The organism is Acidithiobacillus sp. YTS05 (assembly GCF_024396695.1).
Lineage (GTDB): Bacteria > Pseudomonadota > Gammaproteobacteria > Acidithiobacillales > Acidithiobacillaceae > Igneacidithiobacillus > Igneacidithiobacillus copahuensis.
Window position 1 is genome coordinate 1804832 of the sequence record NZ_CP094359.1, and the last position, 20990, is coordinate 1825821.

General features: G+C 53.1%; 19 protein-coding genes and 1 pseudogene. 14 read left to right on the forward strand and 6 right to left on the reverse strand.

Going from position 1 to position 20990, the window contains the following annotated elements; genetic code table 11:
- Positions 1-25 precede the first annotated feature (25 nt).
- The 3 genes from MQE22_RS08910 (at position 26) to MQE22_RS08920 (ending at position 4020) form a co-directional block, all read left to right on the forward strand.
- On the forward strand, positions 26-1009 hold the full coding sequence (locus MQE22_RS08910; RefSeq protein WP_215871747.1) for a helix-turn-helix transcriptional regulator: 984 nt from the start codon (positions 26-28) through the stop codon (positions 1007-1009).
- 183 nt (positions 1010-1192) lie between these two features.
- Entirely contained in the window at positions 1193-3601 is a 2409-nt protein-coding gene (locus MQE22_RS08915) for a DUF262 domain-containing protein (protein ID WP_215871748.1), read from the forward strand.
- A 32-nt stretch (positions 3602-3633) separates the two neighbouring features.
- Complete coding sequence (locus tag MQE22_RS08920) at positions 3634-4020, forward strand: hypothetical protein (protein WP_215871749.1); 387 nt, start codon at positions 3634-3636, stop codon at positions 4018-4020.
- Positions 4021-4091: 71 nt separating this feature from the next.
- On the opposite strand, the gene MQE22_RS08925 is transcribed toward MQE22_RS08920, so the two are convergent.
- The gene (locus MQE22_RS08925) at positions 4092-5399 is read right to left on the reverse strand and encodes a DUF2779 domain-containing protein (RefSeq protein ID WP_255789656.1); all 1308 of its coding nucleotides are present in this window, start codon (positions 5397-5399) and stop codon (positions 4092-4094) included.
- A 436-nt stretch (positions 5400-5835) separates the two neighbouring features.
- Between MQE22_RS08925 and MQE22_RS08930 the strand changes: the two genes are divergently transcribed.
- Positions 5836-6390: an FUSC family protein gene (locus tag MQE22_RS08930; RefSeq protein WP_215871751.1), complete on the forward strand. Its 555-nt coding sequence runs from the start codon at positions 5836-5838 to the stop codon at positions 6388-6390.
- 464 nt (positions 6391-6854) lie between these two features.
- On the opposite strand, the gene MQE22_RS08935 is transcribed toward MQE22_RS08930, so the two are convergent.
- The 3 genes from MQE22_RS08935 to MQE22_RS08945 all read right to left on the reverse strand — a co-directional run bounded on the left by MQE22_RS08935 (position 6855) and on the right by MQE22_RS08945 (position 8400).
- Entirely contained in the window at positions 6855-7199 is a 345-nt protein-coding gene (locus MQE22_RS08935; RefSeq protein WP_226827502.1) for an HVO_A0114 family putative DNA-binding protein, read from the reverse strand.
- A 71-nt stretch (positions 7200-7270) separates the two neighbouring features.
- Entirely contained in the window at positions 7271-7474 is a 204-nt protein-coding gene (locus tag MQE22_RS08940; RefSeq protein WP_226827504.1) for a toxin-antitoxin system TumE family protein, read from the reverse strand.
- 758 nt (positions 7475-8232) lie between these two features.
- A complete protein-coding gene (locus MQE22_RS08945; RefSeq protein ID WP_215871753.1) occupies positions 8233-8400 on the reverse strand; it encodes a hypothetical protein in 168 nt (55 codons plus the stop codon).
- 156 nt (positions 8401-8556) lie between these two features.
- Between MQE22_RS08945 and MQE22_RS08950 the strand changes: the two genes are divergently transcribed.
- Together MQE22_RS08950 and MQE22_RS08955 are read left to right on the forward strand one after the other, a co-directional pair.
- Entirely contained in the window at positions 8557-8847 is a 291-nt protein-coding gene (locus MQE22_RS08950; protein WP_215871754.1) for a YMGG-like glycine zipper-containing protein, read from the forward strand.
- Positions 8848-9424: 577 nt separating this feature from the next.
- Entirely contained in the window at positions 9425-9883 is a 459-nt protein-coding gene (locus MQE22_RS08955) for a lytic transglycosylase domain-containing protein (RefSeq protein WP_215871755.1), read from the forward strand.
- Between the two features lie 227 nt (positions 9884-10110).
- Here the strand turns inward: MQE22_RS08955 and MQE22_RS08960 are convergent, their stop codons facing one another.
- Positions 10111-10443, reverse strand: coding sequence for a hypothetical protein (locus MQE22_RS08960; RefSeq protein WP_215871756.1), 333 nt, complete (start codon positions 10441-10443; stop codon positions 10111-10113).
- 275 nt (positions 10444-10718) lie between these two features.
- Between MQE22_RS08960 and MQE22_RS08965 the strand changes: the two genes are divergently transcribed.
- The 8 genes and pseudogenes from MQE22_RS08965 (at position 10719) to MQE22_RS09000 (ending at position 20640) form a co-directional block, all read left to right on the forward strand.
- Entirely contained in the window at positions 10719-11393 is a 675-nt protein-coding gene (locus MQE22_RS08965) for a hypothetical protein (protein WP_215871757.1), read from the forward strand.
- Positions 11394-11954: 561 nt separating this feature from the next.
- On the forward strand, positions 11955-12194 hold the full coding sequence (locus tag MQE22_RS08970; RefSeq protein ID WP_215871758.1) for a hypothetical protein: 240 nt from the start codon (positions 11955-11957) through the stop codon (positions 12192-12194).
- A 60-nt stretch (positions 12195-12254) separates the two neighbouring features.
- A protein-coding gene (locus tag MQE22_RS08975) for an IS3 family transposase (protein ID WP_404813819.1) occupies positions 12255-13381 on the forward strand; the annotation gives its coding sequence in 2 pieces (ribosomal slippage) (positions 12255-12521 and positions 12524-13381; 1125 coding nt in all).
- An 83-nt stretch (positions 13382-13464) separates the two neighbouring features.
- Positions 13465-13743 (forward strand): annotated as a pseudogene (locus tag MQE22_RS08980) (DedA family protein); the annotation flags it as partial.
- A gap of 545 nt (positions 13744-14288) precedes the next feature.
- The gene (locus MQE22_RS08985) at positions 14289-15512 is read left to right on the forward strand and encodes a hypothetical protein (protein WP_215873106.1); all 1224 of its coding nucleotides are present in this window, start codon (positions 14289-14291) and stop codon (positions 15510-15512) included.
- Positions 15513-15807: 295 nt separating this feature from the next.
- A complete protein-coding gene (locus MQE22_RS08990; RefSeq protein WP_255789659.1) occupies positions 15808-16764 on the forward strand; it encodes a hypothetical protein in 957 nt (318 codons plus the stop codon).
- A 1528-nt stretch (positions 16765-18292) separates the two neighbouring features.
- Positions 18293-19198 carry an extracellular solute-binding protein gene (locus MQE22_RS08995; RefSeq protein ID WP_215872678.1) on the forward strand — a complete coding sequence of 302 codons (906 nt, stop codon included), beginning with the start codon at positions 18293-18295 and terminating at the stop codon, positions 19196-19198.
- A gap of 110 nt (positions 19199-19308) precedes the next feature.
- Positions 19309-20640, forward strand: coding sequence for an OprD family outer membrane porin (locus MQE22_RS09000; protein WP_215872677.1), 1332 nt, complete (start codon positions 19309-19311; stop codon positions 20638-20640).
- Between the two features lies 1 nt (position 20641).
- Here the strand turns inward: MQE22_RS09000 and MQE22_RS09005 are convergent, their stop codons facing one another.
- On the reverse strand, positions 20642-20845 hold the full coding sequence (locus tag MQE22_RS09005; protein WP_215872676.1) for a TOBE domain-containing protein: 204 nt from the start codon (positions 20843-20845) through the stop codon (positions 20642-20644).
- Positions 20846-20990 lie beyond the last annotated feature (145 nt).

Sequence of the window (20990 nt, forward strand, 5' to 3'; positions counted from 1 at the left end):
CAGTACACCGTGATAAGGAGAGGATATGAGCGAAAAAGGCCAGTTTTTTCGCAGGATTAGCATCCTGGAACGGCTTCCGCTGCAGGGACGCGGAAAAGTAACTGTGCAGGAATTACGCGATCATCTCCGATCGATGGGGGAAGAGACCACTGTGCGCACTGTTCAGCGGGATCTGGTCTGGCTAGCGAGTGCCTTCCCTATCACTTGTGACGAAGGGCATCCTCCCGGCTGGTACTGGCACCGGGATACTGCGGGCCTGCAAGCACCGCGGGTCGACAGCCTGATGGCCATGACGCTGTTGCTCAGCCACGAGGTCCTTCGCCCCCTCCTTCCTTCTGGTCTGTTGCGCAATTGGGAGCACTACCGGGAGGCGGCAGAACGCTCTCTGGCCCATTCGCCGCTGGCAGACTGGCCACGGCGGGTCGTCGTGGTGCCGAGCGGGATACAGGCTGCTTCAACATTGCCCGAGCCTCAGCTCCTGCAACTGTTGGAAGCCATCGAACAGAACCATCGGGTATGGCTTCGCTACCAGGCGCCCGGGCAGAAAGCCAAGGAACATACCCTGAGTGTCTGGGGACTGGTCTTGCAGGACGGTATTCTCTACTGTGTCTGCGCGACCTCGGAGGGCAATCCATTACTGTTTGCTGGTCAGAGAATTCAATCCTTGCGCTTGCTGGACGAGCCAGCCTTGCCAATGCCGGCCATCTTCTGTCTGAAGGATTTTGCCCGCGCCGCACTGCGCTTTTCCCAACCTGGGCAGGCTATCCTGCTGCGGCTACAAGTGCATTGCGGCCTGATCCATTTGTTCGAAGAAAGGCCCATCGGGACAAAGCAACAGATCCTCAAGCGGGGACGGATCTGGTGTACCCTGGAAGCCGAGGTGGAGGCATCCCCTGCGCTGGAATGGTGGATATTGAGTTTTGGCGACAAGATGAAAGTGCTGGAACCTCGCTCGTTACGGCTGCGCCTCAAAGAAACTACGGCGTCGATGGCGAGGCTATATGGGTAGCGCTAAACTGGGTAGCTCGCTGAGACCCGCAAAGGAACAGGCTACGTGGTTGTGACTGGATTGTTTCCCATCTTCCACTATTTGCCGAAGACCCAAAACGTTACTGCCCGTTGGCAACTCGAGCGTTGATAAATACAGCAGCGCCGCACGCGCCTGGCAAGATCCATTGGGAGGATAGTTAATATGAATAAGGGTACCTCAAGAACGAAAATTCTCTCGCTAAGGGAAATCGCTTGGTGGTGGCTCGGGGATCCACTATTCGATCACCTGCTTGAAAGCGAAGGTTCCGTATGGGCCGATCTTCCAGCCATTCAGCGCGGTTTTGTCTGGAATGCCAATAAGATCGAAAGACTGTGGGACTCCATTGCCACCGGGTTCCCAATCGGCTCCCTGATGTTGCAATTACAAGAAGAGAAAAACGACAAATATCAATCTTCTACAGATCGAAAGGTTGGGGCAGACGATAACCTTGGATCAAGACAGAAGAAAAAGAAAGGAGAACAGCAATATTTCTTATTGGACGGACAGCAGCGGGCAACTGCCATCGCTCTGGGTTTCAAGGATGTGTGGACAAATCCGTCAACAGAAAATCAGGAAACAGGCAAGAAAGGCTGGCGTGCCCTTTGGGTGGACATTGGACAGACACTCAACGACGACAGGCGCTTTTTATTCCGCTTGACCAGTACTGCGCACCCCTGGGGCTACAGAGATGACGCCGCCGCATCGGAGGGCCCCAGCAGACTGAGTGCTACAGCCATGCGCGAGGCGCATAGGGCGTTCAAAGCCTGTCTGGGCAACGATCGTTTGAAGCCCCACCAGGTACCGGCACATATCGCTTTCCCTTGGGATGCAAAAGCCCCAGTTCCCGTAGCGTTCATTCTGCAGGTCCTGCTGGATTCTCCCGGCGCGTCTGTGGTGGAAGTCAGAAACGCAGTATGGGAGAAAGTGAAGTCGCTACGCGCCGTAACGTGCATCAATAATCTCAGCGAAGAAGCAAGGCGTAAATTCGAGAGCGTAATAATGTTGTTGCAAGAAAGTGGAGAAGTGGACGACGTCTTCGCTGCGCTCGTCAATGGACTACGCGATGGGCTGGCCACGCTGGAACTACCTGCGCCGGTTTTGCATATCCAAAGCACTTATTGCCCGGAGCAGAGATCCGCTGTTAGAGAAGATATAAAAGACGAAAACGATTCCGCCTACAATCTGTTCGCCCGTATCAACACCGCCGGAACAACGTTGACCCGCGAGGAGATCAACTATTCCCTGCTCAAATCGATCTGGAACGGTGCCTCTGACACCATCGATAAGGTGCTCGCTGATCATCAGATAACCTACCCCGCGCGCTTGGCATCCTTGCTGACGAGACTCGTATTGACAGAGCATCCGGAAAAAGACAAGGAGCCATCGGTTCGAAACGCGCTCAGTATTGCTCAATTCAGAAAGGTAATAGCGGATAACGACTCAGAAGATAAAAAGGGAAATGAGTCAAACCCTACCGCACAAACTGAGAATAAATTTACCGAAGAAGTTAAGGAGTTGATCAATTCCGGGATCGTCGCACACCTGTGGCGACTGTTGGCTGAAGAAGCCAGCGAGTGGACCTTGCCGCCGATAATCGCCGCTGACATCACGCGACACAATGAAGAACTTGTGCTGATCGTACTGTTATGGCTGCGCAAACTAAAGTGCGCAGGGTTGGAGGAACCAGCTGGGAAATCCTGGAGAAGGACGCTTGGTTTTATCACCGCCATCCATTGGTTTGCCAACGACGCGAGTGTTTGTGCAAGCATACTTGGCAAATTGCTCTTAAACACAGATGCTGATGAGCTCAAAGATTTTTTTGATAAAAAACGCTTTTGCGAACTGCTCGACACAGAAAACGGAAAAACCGCTCCGATGGCTCGTCTACCAAGCCCTGATCAGTTCAGAGTGCTGTTGAATTCCACAGAGCGCGAGCCGACCTATCACAAACTTTGGCATTTATACTTCGAGAAGCAAGAGATGAATAAACAAATAGAAGCATTCAAATCTCACAACCCCGATACTGCTCCTAAAATATTGGAAAAGATGGTCTCGGATAGAAGGCTACTCATGTATGCGCAACGCAAGTTCATCAGCACAGCCTTTTCATGGTTCGATCCGACTCGGGTGGAGCGCGTCACCGATCACAACGTCCCATGGGACTTTGACCACATCGTCCCGAATTCTTGGTTCTGGGGTATAAATCGAGAACACACGGAGAAACCTAACACAATGAAAATCTGGAAGGAGGCCAACGGAAATTTTCGACTCTGGCCCGCTGAGGCGAACAGGTCCAAAGGCGATTCGGAACTTCTTGAGGATAAGCTTACGGATTATGAGTTAAATGGTTTTGAAGATATTCGCAATGCCAGCGCCATCCCGAAAAATTCCGTGTTCTGCGAAATCAGGGGACATGATCGCGCTGCTTTCTATAAAGACAGCCATAAGAACTTTGAAATCTTCCGGCGTACAGCAATAGACCGCACTATTTACATTTATCAGGAATGGTACGAGCAGTTACTCATCGGTGAACTGAATGGCGGCATTCCCGGGATAAGCGATTCCGAGTGACGAGAATATAACGCAATTTGATAGGGGTTTGCTTGAACGAAGACAACACTGGACGCCTACTCCAAGCTTTTCCCACCCTCTATCGGGTGGCGCTACCCTGGGGCTTCGAGTGCGATGATGGCTGGTTCGATATTCTGTGGCAACTCTCTACAGTCTTAGAGGGTGAGGCCACGGCCGCAGGCATTTCGCACGACTCAGGTCACCATCCTTATGCAACACAGATCAAGAGCAAATTCGGCATGCTGCGCTGGTATGGCGAACATCTCAGCGACGCTATGAGCGCATTGGTTGATGAAGCCAGTGGCCGATCCAGGCACACGTGTGAGGTCTGCGGTGCTGATGGTCATCTACGAGTGTATCGTCGCTGGTACATGACGTGCTGCGATAACCATGCTCCTTCTGGCAGCCAGTCAGTTTAGGGGGGCTACGAGCTTCGATTCTTCTCGGTGACGTGGTGAAAGTTGATTTAGCTGAACGAGCCGTGGAAGATTCAACACAACGTGCCCCCCACAGGCTGCCCATGATGGGCGAAAAAATCGGCGATCCTGACCATCGCCAGGGTGTCACGCTCACAGTAGTCCAATAGCGCCTGACGTAACTCTGATCGTCGCTCCTCATTCGTTTCTGGCATCATGATCTCGGCAAAAGCGTCCTGGGCCGCCCCGCCATGAGCCACGGTCATGCCTTCGTAGCTAAGTTCTGGGGCAATGGTCGGCAACACGGCCTTGATGGACCAGGAACCGAGCATGTCCGGGTGGTAGTAGTGGTCGTGGGACAAGGGCAACAGATCAAAGATACGATCGATCACGGACTCGATGCGCTCGGCCAGATCAGGAAAGGCCTCTGCACACTCTTGGAGACGACAGCTCTCAAACGAGGCGTTGTAGACAATCACGGGGCCTTCATTGCCTACGGTGTCGAGCAAAGATTCGATGAAGGACCGGCGCGGATCGTCCAGACCATCGGCCAGGAAGGCGGTATGTTTCAGGTTGTCTTTCGTCTCGATGTGGCATGACCACTGGAAAGGAACCTGCTGGTAGGGACGTGTACCCGCCCAGAGGGGAATGGCAGGGTTCAGGGTTTCGAAGTCGATGTAGTAACGCGGCCAGTCCAGTTGCCGGATGGTCTCGCCGGCCTCAGGAGCGAGTTCTGCCCTGCCCTGCTGTATAGTTCGCCAGATCCGCTGGTGACGGGAGTTGGAGAAAATGTCCTCGCTGAGTTCCCGCAAGTCTTCTTTGCCATCGCTGAGCAGCTTTTCGACGAGATTGCCGCCGTAGGGAAGGATGCGAACGGAATGCGGCGGGATCGGCTCGAAAGCCGACGGATCACAATAATGGCGAAAAGAACACTCGAAGGGATTCGTACACTGCGCGCCGGGTTGGATCGTGGGTTCGGCGTCAAGGCCGGCAGTTACACGGGCGTTTGCGATCCACATGGGCACGTCTGCCTGCAACGCCAATACCTGCTCGGTGATGTCAGCATAGTGAAACAGCCCTTGGTAATCGCCACCACCGGGATAGACGAACTGATTGTTGATGTGCGCCAACTCCACCTTGCCGAGCGGAATCTCCAGTTGTCGGAGCACCCAGGTCTGCACGGCAGCATCGTTGAGGTGATAGCCCTTCACGCTGGTGGATGATTTGACCTCGACCATACGCCATCCTGTTTCATCCGGTAGCAGTAGATCGGCTCGAACCAGAACGCCTTCATACTGAAAAGTCGCCTCGAACAATGGACGTGGCGGCTGGTTCATTGCAACTCGCGTCTGCTGCAAGGCGATCACGAGGTCGTCGTCCATCAGCACCCCGTCAAGATACTGACGACGGGCAGTGTTCCCTACCTCTTCCCCAATCCTAAAGCGCCCATCCATCCCCTCATCTACATGCTCGAGCTCTGGGCGATTCAACTTGAGCCATAACCGGCGCGGGCATTGGAGATTCAACAGAATGCGGGACTTTGACAGACCGACCATAGCAACATTCCCCCTCACTGTCTGAGCCTATTCTACCCCATCATCCAAGCCAAAAACCTGCAGACTGGACAACGACCAAAAAACGAGGATTTTCAGAACGCTCTGAATTCAGAGACCCTATCCACGAGCAAGGAGGAATCAAGAGCAGCACGACGCCATCTCTCCAGGAAAAGTTGGTGTGAGGCCAGATCTAGCCCTAACCGGTCGTGCGGCAGTGCCTGTTCCGCTACGATGGGGGCAGCAAGCCGCAGAGGGTTACCGTATGAATCTTCTCCCCCAAGCCCGGGAGCAACTTACCGACGCAGGACGAAAGCTCCATCACAAAGGGCCATACATACATAGCCTCACTTTGACGGGTCTGGTGCTGGCTGGATATCTTCTGGGCTACGGCTTGGATGAGCTGGTACCCACACACGTGACAGCAGCAGTGATTGGTGCCCTCTGGTCTGCGGTTACCGTGCTCACCGTCTTCAAGGACCATTGGGCAGACACGCGAGCGAGTTTCTGGTCGACGCTCAGTTCTACTGTGGTCGGAGCCGTTGCTGCCTTGCTGTATCTGCTGTACTTCCCGCAGAAAATGCTCGCACTGGCTCTGGTTATGGCTCTTTCTCTGCTCTTCAGCCAGCTGGTCGGATTTAACGACCGTGGCAGGCAGGTAGTTTCCACTGTTCTGCTCATCGTGATCTTTTCCCATTTGAACAGCAGTGCCCCGTGGCTCAACGCAGGGATGCGTCTGGCGGAAGTTTTGGTTGGCGCTCTGGTGGGCTTGGTGGGGGGCTATATGCTCCGCAAGGCTTCGATACTGGACGAGGAGTAACTGCTTCGGCATCGGTATGGCAGCCAGATCTGCAGAGGGACGTCTACATCACAGATGCTGCCATCCCTCACAATTATCCAGAGAAATTGTCAGGTTCAGGGCAGAGCCTCCCGCAGCATCGTGGATCTGAAGGAGGCGGCATCCACAAGCATTGGCTTCAGAATGAGAAAAACCGACATTTCGCACACCAATTTGTATGCGAATTATGCGAATTCGCATGCGATTGCAGGGATATTTGGGCAGGAATGCATGAATGTCAGGTGCGCGAGAACCCTAGCATAGGGGTAGTCTCGGATGGCGAGCCTACCGCAGACGACAGCAAGAGGCGTCCTTCGATCCAGGGAATCAACCACAGAAAGGCAGACGTAGCAGAAGCCTCTCTAGACGTCGGTACACCCCGGTTGCCCAATTTTTCGGAATCTCCCTCGTGGGAGGTTGATCATGGCGTCGGATTTCAGAATCCTTCACCCCGCTTTCAAAAAAAAATCCACATGCACGGCATCATACGGAAACCGAAAGCCTCTCGCGTCCCGGTCGATGATGCCTGCATCGAGAAGGGCATGGACATCCGTGTGGACAGATTTCACATCCCGATTTGTCCGACGGGCGATCTCCCGCAATGGCAGCGGCCCGACCCCAGTCATGACCTTCAGGATCTCCCAGCGCTTTGCGGTCAGGACTTTCCAGAGCAACTCCGGGCTGTCGAAACTCAGGCGGGGTTCCGAGGGTGTCGCGCTTTCCATAGCTTGCACCGAATCCATTAAGGCATCCCGCAAAGGTCGCACATCAATGGTCAGGGTGCTCATCATTCCACCTCACAATACTTTCATAAAAATCTGCCATCAGTTGGCCTGGATCAGAAAACAGGTAATGCTCTTCGCTATCCCCCCACATGCCGATGGTCTCCCTTGCCGGCCTCGTTGTCATAGCGCAGAACACAATGACCGCCGACGACATGGGCCAAGCGATATTGGAACGCATGGGCACTGCCGGGCATCGGCTCTGGCAGTTGCCAGATGACGATCTCAGCAAAGGCGTTCTCGGAGAGAACGACACGCCGCTTTACAAGACGCAAGGCATCCATAGGTTTATCATACCGCCGATTGTTGTAAAACACACCAACATGCTATTGAGCATAATCAGGAATCTGACTGTCGATTACAGAGGCGCTTCACTGCATCCGTTCAGCCAGGCATCTTGGACGGACGCTGGGCTCCAGGCCAAAAAACGGACATCCCTGCACCAAAGTTCACGCGAATTATGCGAATTCGCACTAAATTGCAGGGGAATTTGTCAAAGACTGACTACTACCAGCTGTGCGGGGATCCCGGTAGATCGAACGATAGTATCCATCTCTACGGTCACATCCACGGCAACACCGCACCTGCCTGGGTAGCGACGAAGTCACCGACCAGTTTGGCCTTGTGGATGGCGTGGCCGTGTACAATAAGGAACACTGGGGTGCTGCTGGAGGTTGGCAGTCGATTCAGAGCAAAAGCCGACATGCCGCATACCGAGCGCTATGTGGAGTAAAAACGAACATATTCGTGCATGAGTGAGTATTTGTAATGGTCCGATTTTATTAATAATAGTTGTCCCAGGCTTCGGTCTGCGCGACTTTTATTGGGGACTATTAGTCAAGATCTCGTACTGTAGCGACGATCGATTGACTGGAATCGACCCTGACCTGAGTTGGCCTATCGACATTAGGTGGAGCAATCTCTGCCTGCTGCTGATAAACGCTGGTGATCGACAACAGACTGAAAGCAGTCACTCAATGGGTCAAATAAAGTCCCTTGATATAGCGTCATTTCGCGTTAATTGGAAAAAATTTTACTCTCCCTATTTCCCAATGTGCAACGAGGGGCGATCCTTCTTCGGCAGATTGTAATAGGCGACAGTTCCCGCGCCATTGAGTGCAATGAGAGCCAGACATCCGGAGAGCGGTATCAGCAAGAGAAGAACAATGGTGATTTGCAGTAGCCGACGCAATGTACGACGAAAAATCATCAGTGTGATCTCGCTACTGTGGGTATCTGGCTACAGTCTGTCTTCGCATATTGGCCGCCTATTCCGCTGTTCATCGGGCAATTGTTGCATCTTTTATCTTGGCACGAAACATGCTGAGACTACAGATGTCTCAACACGCACGCAGGAGGGTACATCATGTCTTCTTTTACCAAATCGCGAGGTCTGGTGCGGCCTCAGTCTTCCATCACCTTCCGGATCAGCATCAATGGTCGCAAGGCTTGTCTTTTCGCATTGTGCCTGACCGCTCTCACGGGATGCGCGAATATGACCCCCACCCAACAATCTGCTCTGAGTGGCGGGGCGATTGGTGCGGCTGGCGGTGCAGTGATGGGTGCCGTGGTTGGAGGGAGCCCTGCCGTGGGTGCTGCCGTCGGCGGCGCAGCCGGAGCTGCCGCCGGGGCCTTGCTATCGCAAAATGAACAATGATGAATCACCCATTCGAGGGTTTACCGCTGGCGGGTCAGGTACCGCGATCCATCAAGGATGTCGAGGGCTCGTTGATTACAGAGATGAGCTGTCGGGGAGCTCATCTCCTCTATGTGTATGCCCCTCCGTCTGATGAGTCAGGGAGAGCGGCCAGACCTGCCAACGACTCTCTTGTGATGTTTTGGGATTTTCCGGGGATTTCCCGGACCTTCTTTCACCGGTCAGAGGTGCTGGCGATGTTTCTTCCAGTACGGTGGCTCCTGCGAGAGGATCCACTGGGAGTCTGGGTACACACCTCAATACCCAAGGTGTCGAGTAAAAATTCCAGAGATGGGGCTATAGACCCTATTCTTCACAAGCTGGCAGCAAATGTGCAGTCCGTTTTTGATCGCATCTGCGGGGAACCAGACCTTACGATTCCTTCTTGCGCTCGGGATTGATCACCATGCGCTTGGCCAGGCTTCGTCTGCGGAATCAATGAATCCAGGGGCTTGTCCTGCTGCCGCTTTGCTTTTTTCTCCCCCAATCCTTGCAACCCGCCCCACCCGGTATCCCTATTGCATTGCAATGGAAGGCTATGGTGTCGGAGCAGAATCAAGCGTGGCATCGCTTGGCAGGGTCATTTGCAAGGCCAATCAGACTGGCATCCCAAAAGACTGGTCTTTCCCCAATGTTGCTGGCTGCCGTGGTCTATGTGGAGAGTCGAGGACAGGCTGGAGCGGTCAAGTTTGCTGGGGCCATTGGCCCCATGCAGCTGATGCCGGCCACCGCATGGAAGGTTTTGCACGTCAACCCTTGGCAAACGCAACAGAACATTCTGGGTGGGGCGCAGTTTCTGCAAAGCCTCCTCAAGCTCTTTCACGGAAACCTGACTATGGCTTTGGAGGCGTATAACGCCGGCCCCACTCGGGTAGCCTCGGGAGAACCGCTTCCACCATCTGCAGTCACCTACGCGAAAACCGTTGAAGCGTTTCTACGGCGGGCAGAGGTTGGAACCGCCGCGTCGCCGCAGAAACACATTCTCCATCAGTTGTAGTATCCGGGAGGCGGTGGTGGTGGCCCCGGGGGGGATGACGGAGGTGCCCCTGGCCCGGGCGGAGGAGGAGGCGGTGGTGGCCCATAGACTCCTCCTGGACCCGGCGGCGGTGGTGAAACTTCTGCATAACAACCTGTGAGCCCCAGGCTCAACCCGAGGAGGGTCAACCAACCAACTAGCCTCACGCCCTTGCGTTTGCGCCAATCGATGTTCATTCGCGTTCTCCTTCAATACCCATAGATCGAGCGATCGTACTTTCGCTCTGCTTTGTACATCCTCTTGTAATATTTACGGCGCGCCTTCCAATAGCGATGTTCCGCCTTTCGTTGCCGCTTTTCCCAGCGCCTCTCCTGTTGATACGCCCGCCAGGAATAGGCCGGACTGTAGCCATCGGTATACAGATCCTCTCCTGCAGGTTGTACCCAGACACCCGCAGGGGGTACTCCCAAAGCCAAACTGAGCGTATCGGCCCGCGCGCTACTGAGACTTGTGGCGGAATAGGCCCAGAAGACCAACAGGATTCCCCAAAGAACGGTACGGCTATAATGCTTGCTATTCATCGCTGCCTCCCATCGTACTGTTCAAACCAAAGCAGGAAAGATGCCAGTCAGTAAAATCTGCCGCCAGGCTGCGAAAATCCTTACTCTTCAACGCCGAGATGCCTCTCTTTACACAGATCAATAGCCGATCTCGTCTCCTACAGGCGACACTTTTGGAGGAAATCACTAGAGGGCTTGACCATCTCCCGCAGTATCCATCGAAAATAAGATGTGTTTTTGCGATTGGCACAAGGATTGCTGCGTTTGCTCACAAGCCGTGAAACAGGAGTGATCCCATGAAAAGAAATCGGTTGTTCGCAGTATTGATTAGCACTGGCCTGCTCGCTGCTACCGCAACGGCAGAGGCATCTATTTACTCCGTCATGAATCAGATCGACGTGTCCGGCAATGTTCAGGGCACCACCAACCAGTATGGCAACACTACCGGCGGCCTCGGCTTGCGGGGAAGCCTGTTTTCGAATGGACTTTTCGGTACCGCCAAGTATCGCCATCAATTCGGTGCAGCCTACCAAGGCTATACGGGCGGTGACAGTAACACCCTTGGTCTGAAAATCGGTTACCTCTTCCCAGCAAGCCCGATTCTCGCAGTCGGACCGTATCTGGGTTACGAATACAACCGCTTTTCGGAGAACGATGCCTACCTGAATTCGCAATCGTCTCAGAGCCTCGACAACCTTGGCGGTGGTTTGTACGCCGCAGCTTCCTTGCCTTTTGCGAACGTAACCGGGTATCTGGGATATCTAGGCGGTGTCTCGGAAACCAGTCACGTTACAGGGTTTCCGCCCCTGCGGTATAACCGATCCTCGAATCTGCTGCAGATGGGGGTGACTGCCTATTATCCTCTGGTAGCCAATCTGAATTTTTTTGTTGGCCTACACGATGACGACTTCACCCAAGCCGGCGCACCCAACCTGTTGCGGGGCACGGTCGGAATTGGGGCGGCGTTTTAAGCATTCCGTAATGGAATAAGGAATCTTTCATGTTGCAGCCAGCAAAGAAAACCCTGATCTCACTGCTGCTCGCATCAGGGCTTGGTGTAGTCGCGGCGGCGCACGCTGACCCTTTGAACTTCAGTTTGGATTTAGGCGGACCGGGGTATGCCGTGGGCTTCTCCAATTACCCTCAGTACAGTTTCTGGGTGCCGCCTCCAGCATATGTGGAGTACTATCCACAGCCACTCTACGCACAGTATCTGATGTGGTACTACTATCCGCAGTATTACTATGAGTACTACACGGCGCCACCTCCGCCGCCTCCGCCGGGAGCACCACCGCCACCTCCGCCACCAGCCGGTGCTCCGCCACCGCCTGGAGCATATTTCGCGGGCTTAGGGGTTCCTCCACCACCGCCGCCCCCGCCAGGGGCACTGCCGCCTCCACCACCGGGAGGACCGCCACCGGGAGGACCGCCACCGGGAGGACCGCCACCGGGAGGGCCACCACCAGGGTAGGCTCAAAAATTGCCCCCGCTCCTTTGTCGACTCGGGGGCTTTGTCTTTAAGGAGATATGCCATGAAGAAAGTTTCGGTGAAGTGTGCTTGGAGGAAGCTTCTGGCACTGGTAGTGGTGTCCTTGGGTCTATCTGCCAGCGTCTACTGCCCGAACTCATCAGCACATGTCATCACTTCTTCTCTAAAGGCGTGCCAATGGCTGCGCAAGAATTCGCTTCAACCATCAGCTAACAACCGAAGGATCTTTGCGCAAGCACACCGCCTATCAGGAACGAATACCGATATTTACCTGGATGTTTGAAGTGGCCCCCGAAAGTTGGACAAGGGGTTAAGCTCTGGGCTTCAGGAAAGGAGTCGAGGGATGAAGGGAAAACGCAAGCAGTACAAGCCGGAATTCAAGGCGCAGGTAGCCCTGGTGGCCTTGCAGGGCGATAAGACGATGGCCGAGCTGGCGCAAGAATTTGGGGTACACCCCACCATGATCAATGCCTGGCGCCGGCAGCTGGTGGAGCATGCGGCCACGGCCTTTGAACGGGGAAAGTCCCAGACCGAGGAGCCCGTGGACGTGCAGGCTTTGTATCGGAAGATCGGACAGCTGGAGATGGAACGCGATTTTTTAGCCTCCAGGCCCGGTCTCATGTCCCGGATCGGGAAAGGCGCCAAATGATCGACCGGGCCCAAACCCCAGTTTCTGTGCAACGGCAATGCGCTCTTTTGGGCGTGCCCCGCAGTACGGTCTATTACCGCGCGCATCCTCGGCCGATGGGCGACGGGCTGTTGCGGGCGATCGATCGCCTCTACACCGCCTTTCCATTCATGGGTAGGCGGCAGATCCATCGGATGCTGAAAGCGGAGAATGTCGTGGTCAACCGCAAAACGGTACACCGGGCCATGCGTATCCTCGACATTGCCGCGGTGGCGCCCGGACCACACACCAGCAAGCCCCACCCCCAGCACCCAAAATATCCTTATCTGTTGCGTGGCGTGACGGTGGACCGTCCCCACCAGGTCTGGTCCGCGGATGTGACCTATCTGCCCATGGCACGAGGATTTCAATACCTCGTAGCCGTAGTGGACTGGTTCAGTCGTAAGGTGTTGTCCTGGCGGGTTTCCAACAGTCTTGACGCGGGTTTCTGCGTAGAGGCCCTGAAAGAGGCCATACGCCGCTATGGCACCCCCGAGATCTTCAACACGGATCAGGGCGCTCAGTTCACCGCGGAGTCCTTCCTCTCTGTACTCCGCCAGCACGGCATTCGAATCAGTATGGACGGCAAAGGCCGGGCCCTGGATAACGTCTTTGTCGAACGGCTTTGGCGCACCGTCAAATACGAGCACGTCTACCTACGGCCAGCAGAAACTGGAACCGAGCTGAAAGCTGGCCTCAGGACCTACTTCGACTGGTATAATGCCGAAAGACCGCACTCCTCTCTGGGAGACAGAACACCCGATGTGGTCTATGCAGAAGGTTTACAAAGGCTGGTGGCCTGACCCGCCATGGAAACAGGTTCAGAGCTTAATCACTCCAGCAGGCTGTCCAATCCAGGGGGGGCCACCTCAGGTTTCTCGCGTATTTTCTTGCGGAGCAAGTGGGTATCTCCTGGTTACGCAAATATGGCAAGTGGATCGGCGTCACTCCTGATCGTTTACAGAAAACTCACCGATTCCTTGAAAAATACGGCAGTATTATAGTCCTGTTCGGTCGCTTTGTGGTGCCACTGCGACAGCTGCAGGGATATATTTCAGGATCTGCAGAAGTGCCATTTCGGGACTTCTATCTCTGGAATGTGCTGGGTGCCATCGCCTGGGTCAGTTTTTGGGGTGGTGCAGGGTATCTGCTGGGTTTGCTCTAGCCGGAGCCTGGGGGTTCCTGGTTTTTCGTTGACTGTCTAAGATTTGGCTAATTGATACACCAAAGTCATCAGTAAAAAAATATGCAGTGACCGGTTTATATCACTTCACAGATAGTCAGTCCACACAAATGCAATGCTCTTTGATACGACTGGCACGTAACAATGCAGATATCTGACCATCTGTCGTTGATGGGCGACAAATACTCTAACCAATTTTTTCTCCCTTGAGCTAACCCACTGATTCTTCTTTGGCACGTATTTTGCTCAATAATCTTGTCGCACTTGTGGAGAGAAAATGACAAAATTATATATTATATGTATATCATTTTTATTCATGATCTTAGCTTTCATTCCATCCGGCTCCATGGCAGCAGAAGATCATGACTGGACGAACCCGCATTATCAGGCGAAGATAAGGTCAGATCGCATTCTCAGCGAGGCAAGGATTTTTTATCATGACATTCATGAACGAGAATATAACAGAGCAAGGAAGTATCTGCGCAAAATGATTTCAAACCTTCGCCAAATTAAGGAAATATATCAGTATGGCTTTTGATAAACGTAAAGAAATAATCTCTGAATCTATATTTGCTGTGATTGCGGTTCTGATTTCTCTCGCTGGAGCAAACCATTCTTTTGGTGACACCGACGAAGAGATCATTCCTCTATCTAAAATCTTACACTATGCCAAGTCTTCCGGGACGATTCGTCAGGCTAGTAATGCAATAAGATCTCAGAAGGAAAAGATCAAGATGCTGAGATCAGAATCTTCCGCGATTTTTCAGGGGCGAGTAAAGGCAGGTTATTATACTAGATTTGCATATGATGGTTATCCCCGGAACTATGTTGCCAAGCCAACTATCGGATTTAAATATTACATGTTTGGCGGTAACAAATACATGCGTCACGTCATCGACCAGGCGCAACCAAAATACTACATGACCATTTCCAGATATGATTCTGAGTTATTTAATAAGAAAAAGAAAGTGACAGCTCTTTATCTGAAATACTGGTACCAGAAAAAGAAAGAGAGTTTATTTCATAAACTGATAAACAGTAACGCTTTACTTAAAAGATTGGCGAATAAATTGAATACTGTTGTCAGCAGAATGCGCCTAGAGAGCTATCTCGCCAAGATGCGGGCAAAAATATATATCACTAGAATTAATGTCGCAATAGACAGGAAGTTACCGGATTTTAAGGCGATTTTACCAAAATCTGCGCTTGCCGAAGCAAATAGCTCTAGCCTTAATAAATCCGTGCTTTCCGAGCATCCTGGTATTGCTGGTTTAATCCGATATTATCATGCGCAAAAAAAGATTGGATGGTTAAAATTCGTTGACGTTAAATTTAAAGGATTTTTAAGGCCTTCTTATTATCCAAGCGCTGGAAAGACGAAGTGGTCCGTCATTGGTGGGGCATATATCAATATTCCATTCAACATCTTTGGTGCTATAAAGCATGAAGACTCCCGTTTAGCTCTTGATAAAGAGAATATTATTATCAAGCTTAATGATGATAATATCAAGCAAAGAATGTTAACACAGGAGCGTAAGATCAAGCTCCCGATTTATGAGAAAGAAATAAAGTATTGGAAGGCGAGGTCGTTATTAGATAAAAAGAATATCGCGAATGTTTCGGATAGAACTACCTATACCCTATCGCGGAAAGTTAAATTGATTGAACATTACTGTCAAGAGTATAGAATATCAATACACCGATTTCTGGAGGCAGAGCGTAAGATGTATCTCATTGTTCTTGGATTTTAGGATAATATTGACTTTATCGACACTTTCAGTTGGCACGATAAAATAATAACGAGTTTCCCAACGGTTCTTTGCTAGATGCATTGAATTCCATTCGTCTGGTCCGCATCTGTACTTCGCCGGTAGGTTTCTGGAAACAACTCGCTAGAGATGAGTTGATAGTCAATATGTGAGGGCATTTGCAGACCAGCTCCATGGAGATCTCGAATGTTACGGAACGTCATGATTTTGTCAAGTGTGCTTGCTCTATGTCATCATGCAGAAGAGTCTGCCGCTGCGCAAATTTAGGAGAGCATAAATGACAACTGCTACTACCGCAGAACCCACGATTGCCGAGTATTCCCCACAACAACGCGCCTTTGCTGCGGTGCGCATCCTTTTTGGGTTCGCCTGGCTGATCAACACCGCTCTGCAGTTGAGTCCAGCCTACCGCGCGCATTTTCTGGGTACCTTCAGTGCGGACTGGGTCAGTGGGCAACCCGCATGGGTAATGACCTATGGACACTGGATGGCATCAGTGGTCACCGGTATTGGCCCGAACTTGGTCGCCTGGATCACCATTGTGCTGGATGTGCTTCTCGCTGTCAGCCTGATCAGCGGACTCTTTTTGCCCTTCTTTGCCTACGTCGGGGTGTTTTACAACCTTTGGCTATGGAGTACCGTTGGCGGCTTCGGCGGCCCCTACACCCAAGGCGCCACGGATCCGGGAACCGCCATCATCTACGCGCTGGTCTTTGTTTTTGTCATTTCCAGTCGCTCTTGGGACTGCTGGAGTCTGGCTGGCACGCGCCACGGGCGTCTTTCCCCTGCGGCCATGCACACCGCACGCATCCTCTTCGGCCTGCTCTGGGCCTTCGATGCCTTCTGGAAGTGGCAGCCCTTTTTCCTGCACAACGCCGTCACGTATCTGCAGCAAGCCTTGCCCGGGGAGCCGGCATGGATTGCCGCCTACATCACCTTCTTCATCACCATCATCAACGCCGTGGGACCTTTTCTCTTCGGGGTTTTCGCGGCGCTGGCAGAGAGCGTGATCGCCCTTTTTCTGCTGATCGGCGGCAAGCAGCTCCGCTGGATCATTCCCGTCGGCATCGCCTATAGCTTTGGTGTCTGGACCACCGCCGAGGGTTGGGGTGCGCCCTATCTGCCGGGCAGCACTGCCAACAAGGGCGACGTCCTCGGCACTACCAATATCTACATCTTTGCCTTCCTGTTCCTGGCGGCGTGGGTCTATTTCCGGCCACACAAGGTAAAGTAAGGTTCCTGTTTGGCATTGAAGCATGGGTTTAGCCCACGCCTGACGGCTGTAAAACGGGAGCAAGCGACTTTTCATAAATCCTCACTCCCCTCAGAGTCGTGTGGCAAACGCACCCTCTTGCAAGTAGGAGAGAACATTCGTCGCTTTGCCTTTCGCCACAGCGCTCTCTCTTTCCAGAGTCCGAGACAGTAGCCGCTCCAGAGGTTGGCGGATTGGAGATCGCAAAGGCCTTATGAATCTCCCCACTTGCCACCGCTAAATGCGGCCGCTGCCAGCCTGGAGCGAAGCCGGAGCGAGTAGTCCCCAGGATGCCTCACGGTGTCCTGCATCCGTCGAAACGATTGCGTAAGCTGGGAATGCAGACGCGTGTAGTGCCGCACGGTGGCCGTCGAGCCATCGAAACAAGTGCACCGTCTGGGCCACCATCAAAGGCTGGACGGCGTGCCGATGACCAGGAAGTCCGGGCGCCTGTCATTAGCTCTGCCGCCCATAGTGAAAAGGCTTCCCCCACTATCCGTGAATGAACCGGGTTTTTTTTGGCCCAGCCATGGGCATTTCAATCTTAACCGTGTAATGACCATACTTTCCTGGAATCGGGAACTTTGACGTGAGGATTTCAACCTTATCGAGATATACCGTGCCGTTGTCGCTCTAAAACTTAACTTTCTCGCTAAAAACGAGATACGGTATCCCTTCTTCTATCTCTACAACGCCACGCATTTGTGTAATTCTTGACATGTCGGAAATTTAAACGGAGTGCGTGTCAGACGATATAGACTCCTTAACTAGCCGAATATTACGTCCTCCATGACAGTAATAGATATACTTGCCATTATTCATAGGCCAGGCATACATATTTTCCAGATGGGGCCATCGGCTGTAATCGAGGATACTCTTGCGCAGGATCCGAATTGCTTCGTGGATTCGTGCCCACTTTTGTTGAAATCGACAATATTGTACTGAAGAGGACAGCCCTCACCGTTACCACTATTCTCGATCAATACATATTCGTGACCGCCGAAAGCGTAGGAGCGGACCATTGAAGCCGGTCCATCTATGGTTACAATGGGCTTCCCATTCAGCAATAGCGTTGATGTTGCATAGCCTGGCACCAGAGTTATCGCCCCGAAGTTCGTCTCGATGGTGCTTGCCAGCGCAGGAAGGAAAGCCCCTTCCGTGAAAAGCAATATCCCAGCACTCATACAGCCCATGATGCTCAGTTTGTACCTCATAACTAAACTCCATGAAAAAGACGCTGCGGGGATCTTGGTAGATGGAACAACGATGACATCCCTCTTTACGATCACGTCTATGGCGACATGGCACGATTCCTGGGCGCATGGATGCGAGAGTGATTGCTGGCATGGGGAGAGAGTCAGCCAGCATGGGCAAAATAGTCTTTCCTAGGTAGAACTCATCACTGCTACACGTCTGACCAATTTTATACGCCTATCGCTATATTTTAGTTTATATTTCGATCGAGGCTTTATATACTTGCGAATATCATATTGTACTGGAGATCACGCTGATGAAAGTTCGTCGCAAAACCCCGCTTGCCGCCGTCCTCGCCTTGGGCCTTATCCTGCCCGTAGCTGCCAATGCCGAAACCATGCTCGCTGCCTTCGCCGGATCCATGGGAAATGTCATGAATCTGCATCTGGGCCCGGCCTTTGCCAAAAGCCATCACGTCGAATTCCGCGGCGAGGGTCAAGGGGCTTACGCACTAGCGCATCTGATCGCTGGCCATCAGATCACACCTGACGTGTTCATCTCTATTACCCCCGGCCCCATCGAAGTGCTGCAAAAGGTAGGGCTGGTCAAGACCGCCTACCCCGTCGCCAGTACCCAGATGGTTATCGCCTACAGTCCCAACAGTCCTTTCGCCAAGGACTTTGCCGCCGGCAAACCGTGGTACAAAGTACTGCAGATGCCCGGCGCGACCTTTGGGCGCACCGACCCGAAGACCGACCCCCAGGGGCAGAACATCGTCTTCACCATGCAGTTGGCTGAGCGCTATTATCACCAGCCAGATCTAATGAAGAAGATCCTCGGCCCAATCGAAAACCCGCAGCAGATCTACACCGAGATGTCCCTTTTGGCACGCCTCAAAAGCGGACAGTTGGCGGCATCCTCGGGCTATCTGAGTGCGGTGAAGTCTCTGCATTTGCCCTACGTCAACCTGCCGGTCGAAATCAATTTGAGTGACCCTGCCTACGCGAAGTCCTGGTACGATAAGGCAAATTTCAAGATCAATGTGGACGGCAAGGAAAAGACCGTCACCCCAAAGCCCTTGGTCTTCTATGCTGCCGTACTCAAGAATGCTCCGAACCCGAAATTGGGTGAGGATTTCGTCGCCTTCCTGCGCAGTCCGGAAGGACAGAAGATGTTCCGCGAAGACGGCTACAGCGCGCCCAAGGGTGAGCCTCTGAACTGATTCGCCAGCTGTCTACCAAGAGCTGGTAAAGGGCCTGCTGGAAACTGCAGGCCTTCTTTCTCCGCATCGCTATATTCAAATATATATCATATATAACAGGGAATTTGATCATGAAACGCAAAACCATCACCGCAGCGCTCCTGGCCGCCTGCGCTCTTGCGGGCAGCGCTCAAGCGGAAACCTTGAGTCAATTCTTTGCCAAGAGCGAGATCGACGGCCAGATTCGCTCCTACTACTTCAGCCGCCTCTATGGCACCCCCGACACCGTCAACGCCTATGCCTATTCCCTGGCTGGCCGGATCAATGTATTGACGGCGCCTTTTCTGTCAGGATTCCGCGTGGGCGTCAGCTTTTACACCGCGAATGCCATGGGCACGCTGGCAAGCAATCCGGCCCGGGTGGACAAGACCCTGATGGGAGATCAAAACTCCGTCAATGCCCTGGGTCAGGCTTACCTGGAATACCAGGACCACTGGCTCACCGCCAAGGTCGGTAACCAGCTCGTTGACACCCCCTGGCTCAATCGCGTGGGCGGGCGGGTCATTCCGGTCACGTATCAGGGCGTGACCCTTGCCGTGCACCCAGTATCCGGTCTGACCTTGGATGCACTGCGCATCTTCCGCTGGAAGGATCGCACCAACAATCAGTTCACCCGCGACAACCTCTACTATTACGGCCCAAGCTACGGCGATTACCTCTATGGTGGCTCCAACGTCTTGCCGCAAAGCTACGCAGAAGAGCATCCGAGCAACGGCGCCCTGGCCTTGGGCGCAAAGTATCATTGGCACAGTGCCAAAACCCAGGCCTGGTTTTACCAGTTTGATCAGTTTGCCAACATGTTCTATTGGGACTGCAGTTACCGTTTGCCGGTTTCCGCTCCAGTACAGCCATTTGTGGCCGCCCAGTTCACCCGGGAATGGGGGGCGGGCGAGGCCTTTGCGAGTACCGGAACCACGCTATTCGAACAGCCTGGCCAAGGCGTGAACAGCACCAGTTGGGGGGTCAAGGCGGGCATTCACTTTCCCCACGGTAGTCTCTGGTATGCCTACGACAGCACCGAGCTCCACGCCCATGCCCTGGGCGGCGGTGCCATCATCTCGCCTTACACCGTCGGCTATACGGCAGACCCTTTGTATGTAGACGCCATGATTCAGGGTTTGGTGGGGGTGGGACCAGGGCATGGCTGGCGGGTGCGCGCCGCATACTGGCCCATCCCGAAGCAACTGCAACTTACTGCCGGCTTCTCTGAATTCAACACCTATTTTTCCGGGGACAGCAACTGGACCCACTTCAACCTGAGTTATTTCCCGCAGGGCATGTTCCAGGGCTTCTGCCTGCGGGATCAGATCGAGGTGGGCAATGGCGGTGCGCCCGGACTATATCCGGGCTCTGGTCAGCACTCCTTTGTCTATAATCGGGTGATGTTTACCTACAAATTCTGAGTTATTTGCCGATAGAAACGTTGGTCGCTTTGATGATGGCGGCCACCGTGTCCCCTACCTGCAGACTCATCTCCCGAGCACTGCGGGTAGTAATCACTGCAGCAATCTTGCCTGCAGCGGTTTCCATGACCACCTCGGTCAGCACCTTGTCCTCGACGATCTCCAGCACCTTTCCACTGATCTGATTGCGAATACTCGTTTGCATCCTGACATGCTCCCTTATTGACAAGCTCGCAGCACGAATAGAACAACAACTCCGGCAACGACGAGGCTACAGCGATTACCAAAAATAATTTCACCAATTATAAATAAGCATTGGCGCCCAGATTGTGAACCACCTATTCTCTCTC

Bases quoted from the DNA above. Each gene is read 5' to 3' on its own strand.
- MQE22_RS08950 (WP_215871754.1), top strand. From the start codon at position 8,557: ATGTCTTCTTTTACCAAATCGCGAGGTCTGGTGCGGCCTCAGTCTTCC.
- MQE22_RS08985 (WP_215873106.1), top strand. From the start codon at position 14,289: ATGGCTTTTGATAAACGTAAAGAAATAATCTCTGAATCTATATTTGCT.
- MQE22_RS08970 (WP_215871758.1), top strand. From the start codon at position 11,955: ATGAAGAAAGTTTCGGTGAAGTGTGCTTGGAGGAAGCTTCTGGCACTG.
- MQE22_RS08995 (WP_215872678.1), top strand. From the start codon at position 18,293: ATGAAAGTTCGTCGCAAAACCCCGCTTGCCGCCGTCCTCGCCTTGGGC.
- MQE22_RS08935 (WP_226827502.1), bottom strand. From the start codon at position 7,199: ATGATGAGCACCCTGACCATTGATGTGCGACCTTTGCGGGATGCCTTA.
- MQE22_RS08945 (WP_215871753.1), bottom strand. From the start codon at position 8,400: ATGATTTTTCGTCGTACATTGCGTCGGCTACTGCAAATCACCATTGTT.
- MQE22_RS08910 (WP_215871747.1), top strand. From the start codon at position 26: ATGAGCGAAAAAGGCCAGTTTTTTCGCAGGATTAGCATCCTGGAACGG.
- MQE22_RS08955 (WP_215871755.1), top strand. From the start codon at position 9,425: ATGGTGTCGGAGCAGAATCAAGCGTGGCATCGCTTGGCAGGGTCATTT.
- MQE22_RS08915 (WP_215871748.1), top strand. From the start codon at position 1,193: ATGAATAAGGGTACCTCAAGAACGAAAATTCTCTCGCTAAGGGAAATC.
- MQE22_RS08990 (WP_255789659.1), top strand. From the start codon at position 15,808: ATGACAACTGCTACTACCGCAGAACCCACGATTGCCGAGTATTCCCCA.
- MQE22_RS08930 (WP_215871751.1), top strand. From the start codon at position 5,836: ATGAATCTTCTCCCCCAAGCCCGGGAGCAACTTACCGACGCAGGACGA.
- MQE22_RS09000 (WP_215872677.1), top strand. From the start codon at position 19,309: ATGAAACGCAAAACCATCACCGCAGCGCTCCTGGCCGCCTGCGCTCTT.
- MQE22_RS08965 (WP_215871757.1), top strand. From the start codon at position 10,719: ATGAAAAGAAATCGGTTGTTCGCAGTATTGATTAGCACTGGCCTGCTC.
- MQE22_RS09005 (WP_215872676.1), bottom strand. From the start codon at position 20,845: ATGCAAACGAGTATTCGCAATCAGATCAGTGGAAAGGTGCTGGAGATC.
- MQE22_RS08960 (WP_215871756.1), bottom strand. From the start codon at position 10,443: ATGAATAGCAAGCATTATAGCCGTACCGTTCTTTGGGGAATCCTGTTG.
- MQE22_RS08940 (WP_226827504.1), bottom strand. From the start codon at position 7,474: ATGGATGCCTTGCGTCTTGTAAAGCGGCGTGTCGTTCTCTCCGAGAAC.
- MQE22_RS08925 (WP_255789656.1), bottom strand. From the start codon at position 5,399: ATGGACGACGACCTCGTGATCGCCTTGCAGCAGACGCGAGTTGCAATG.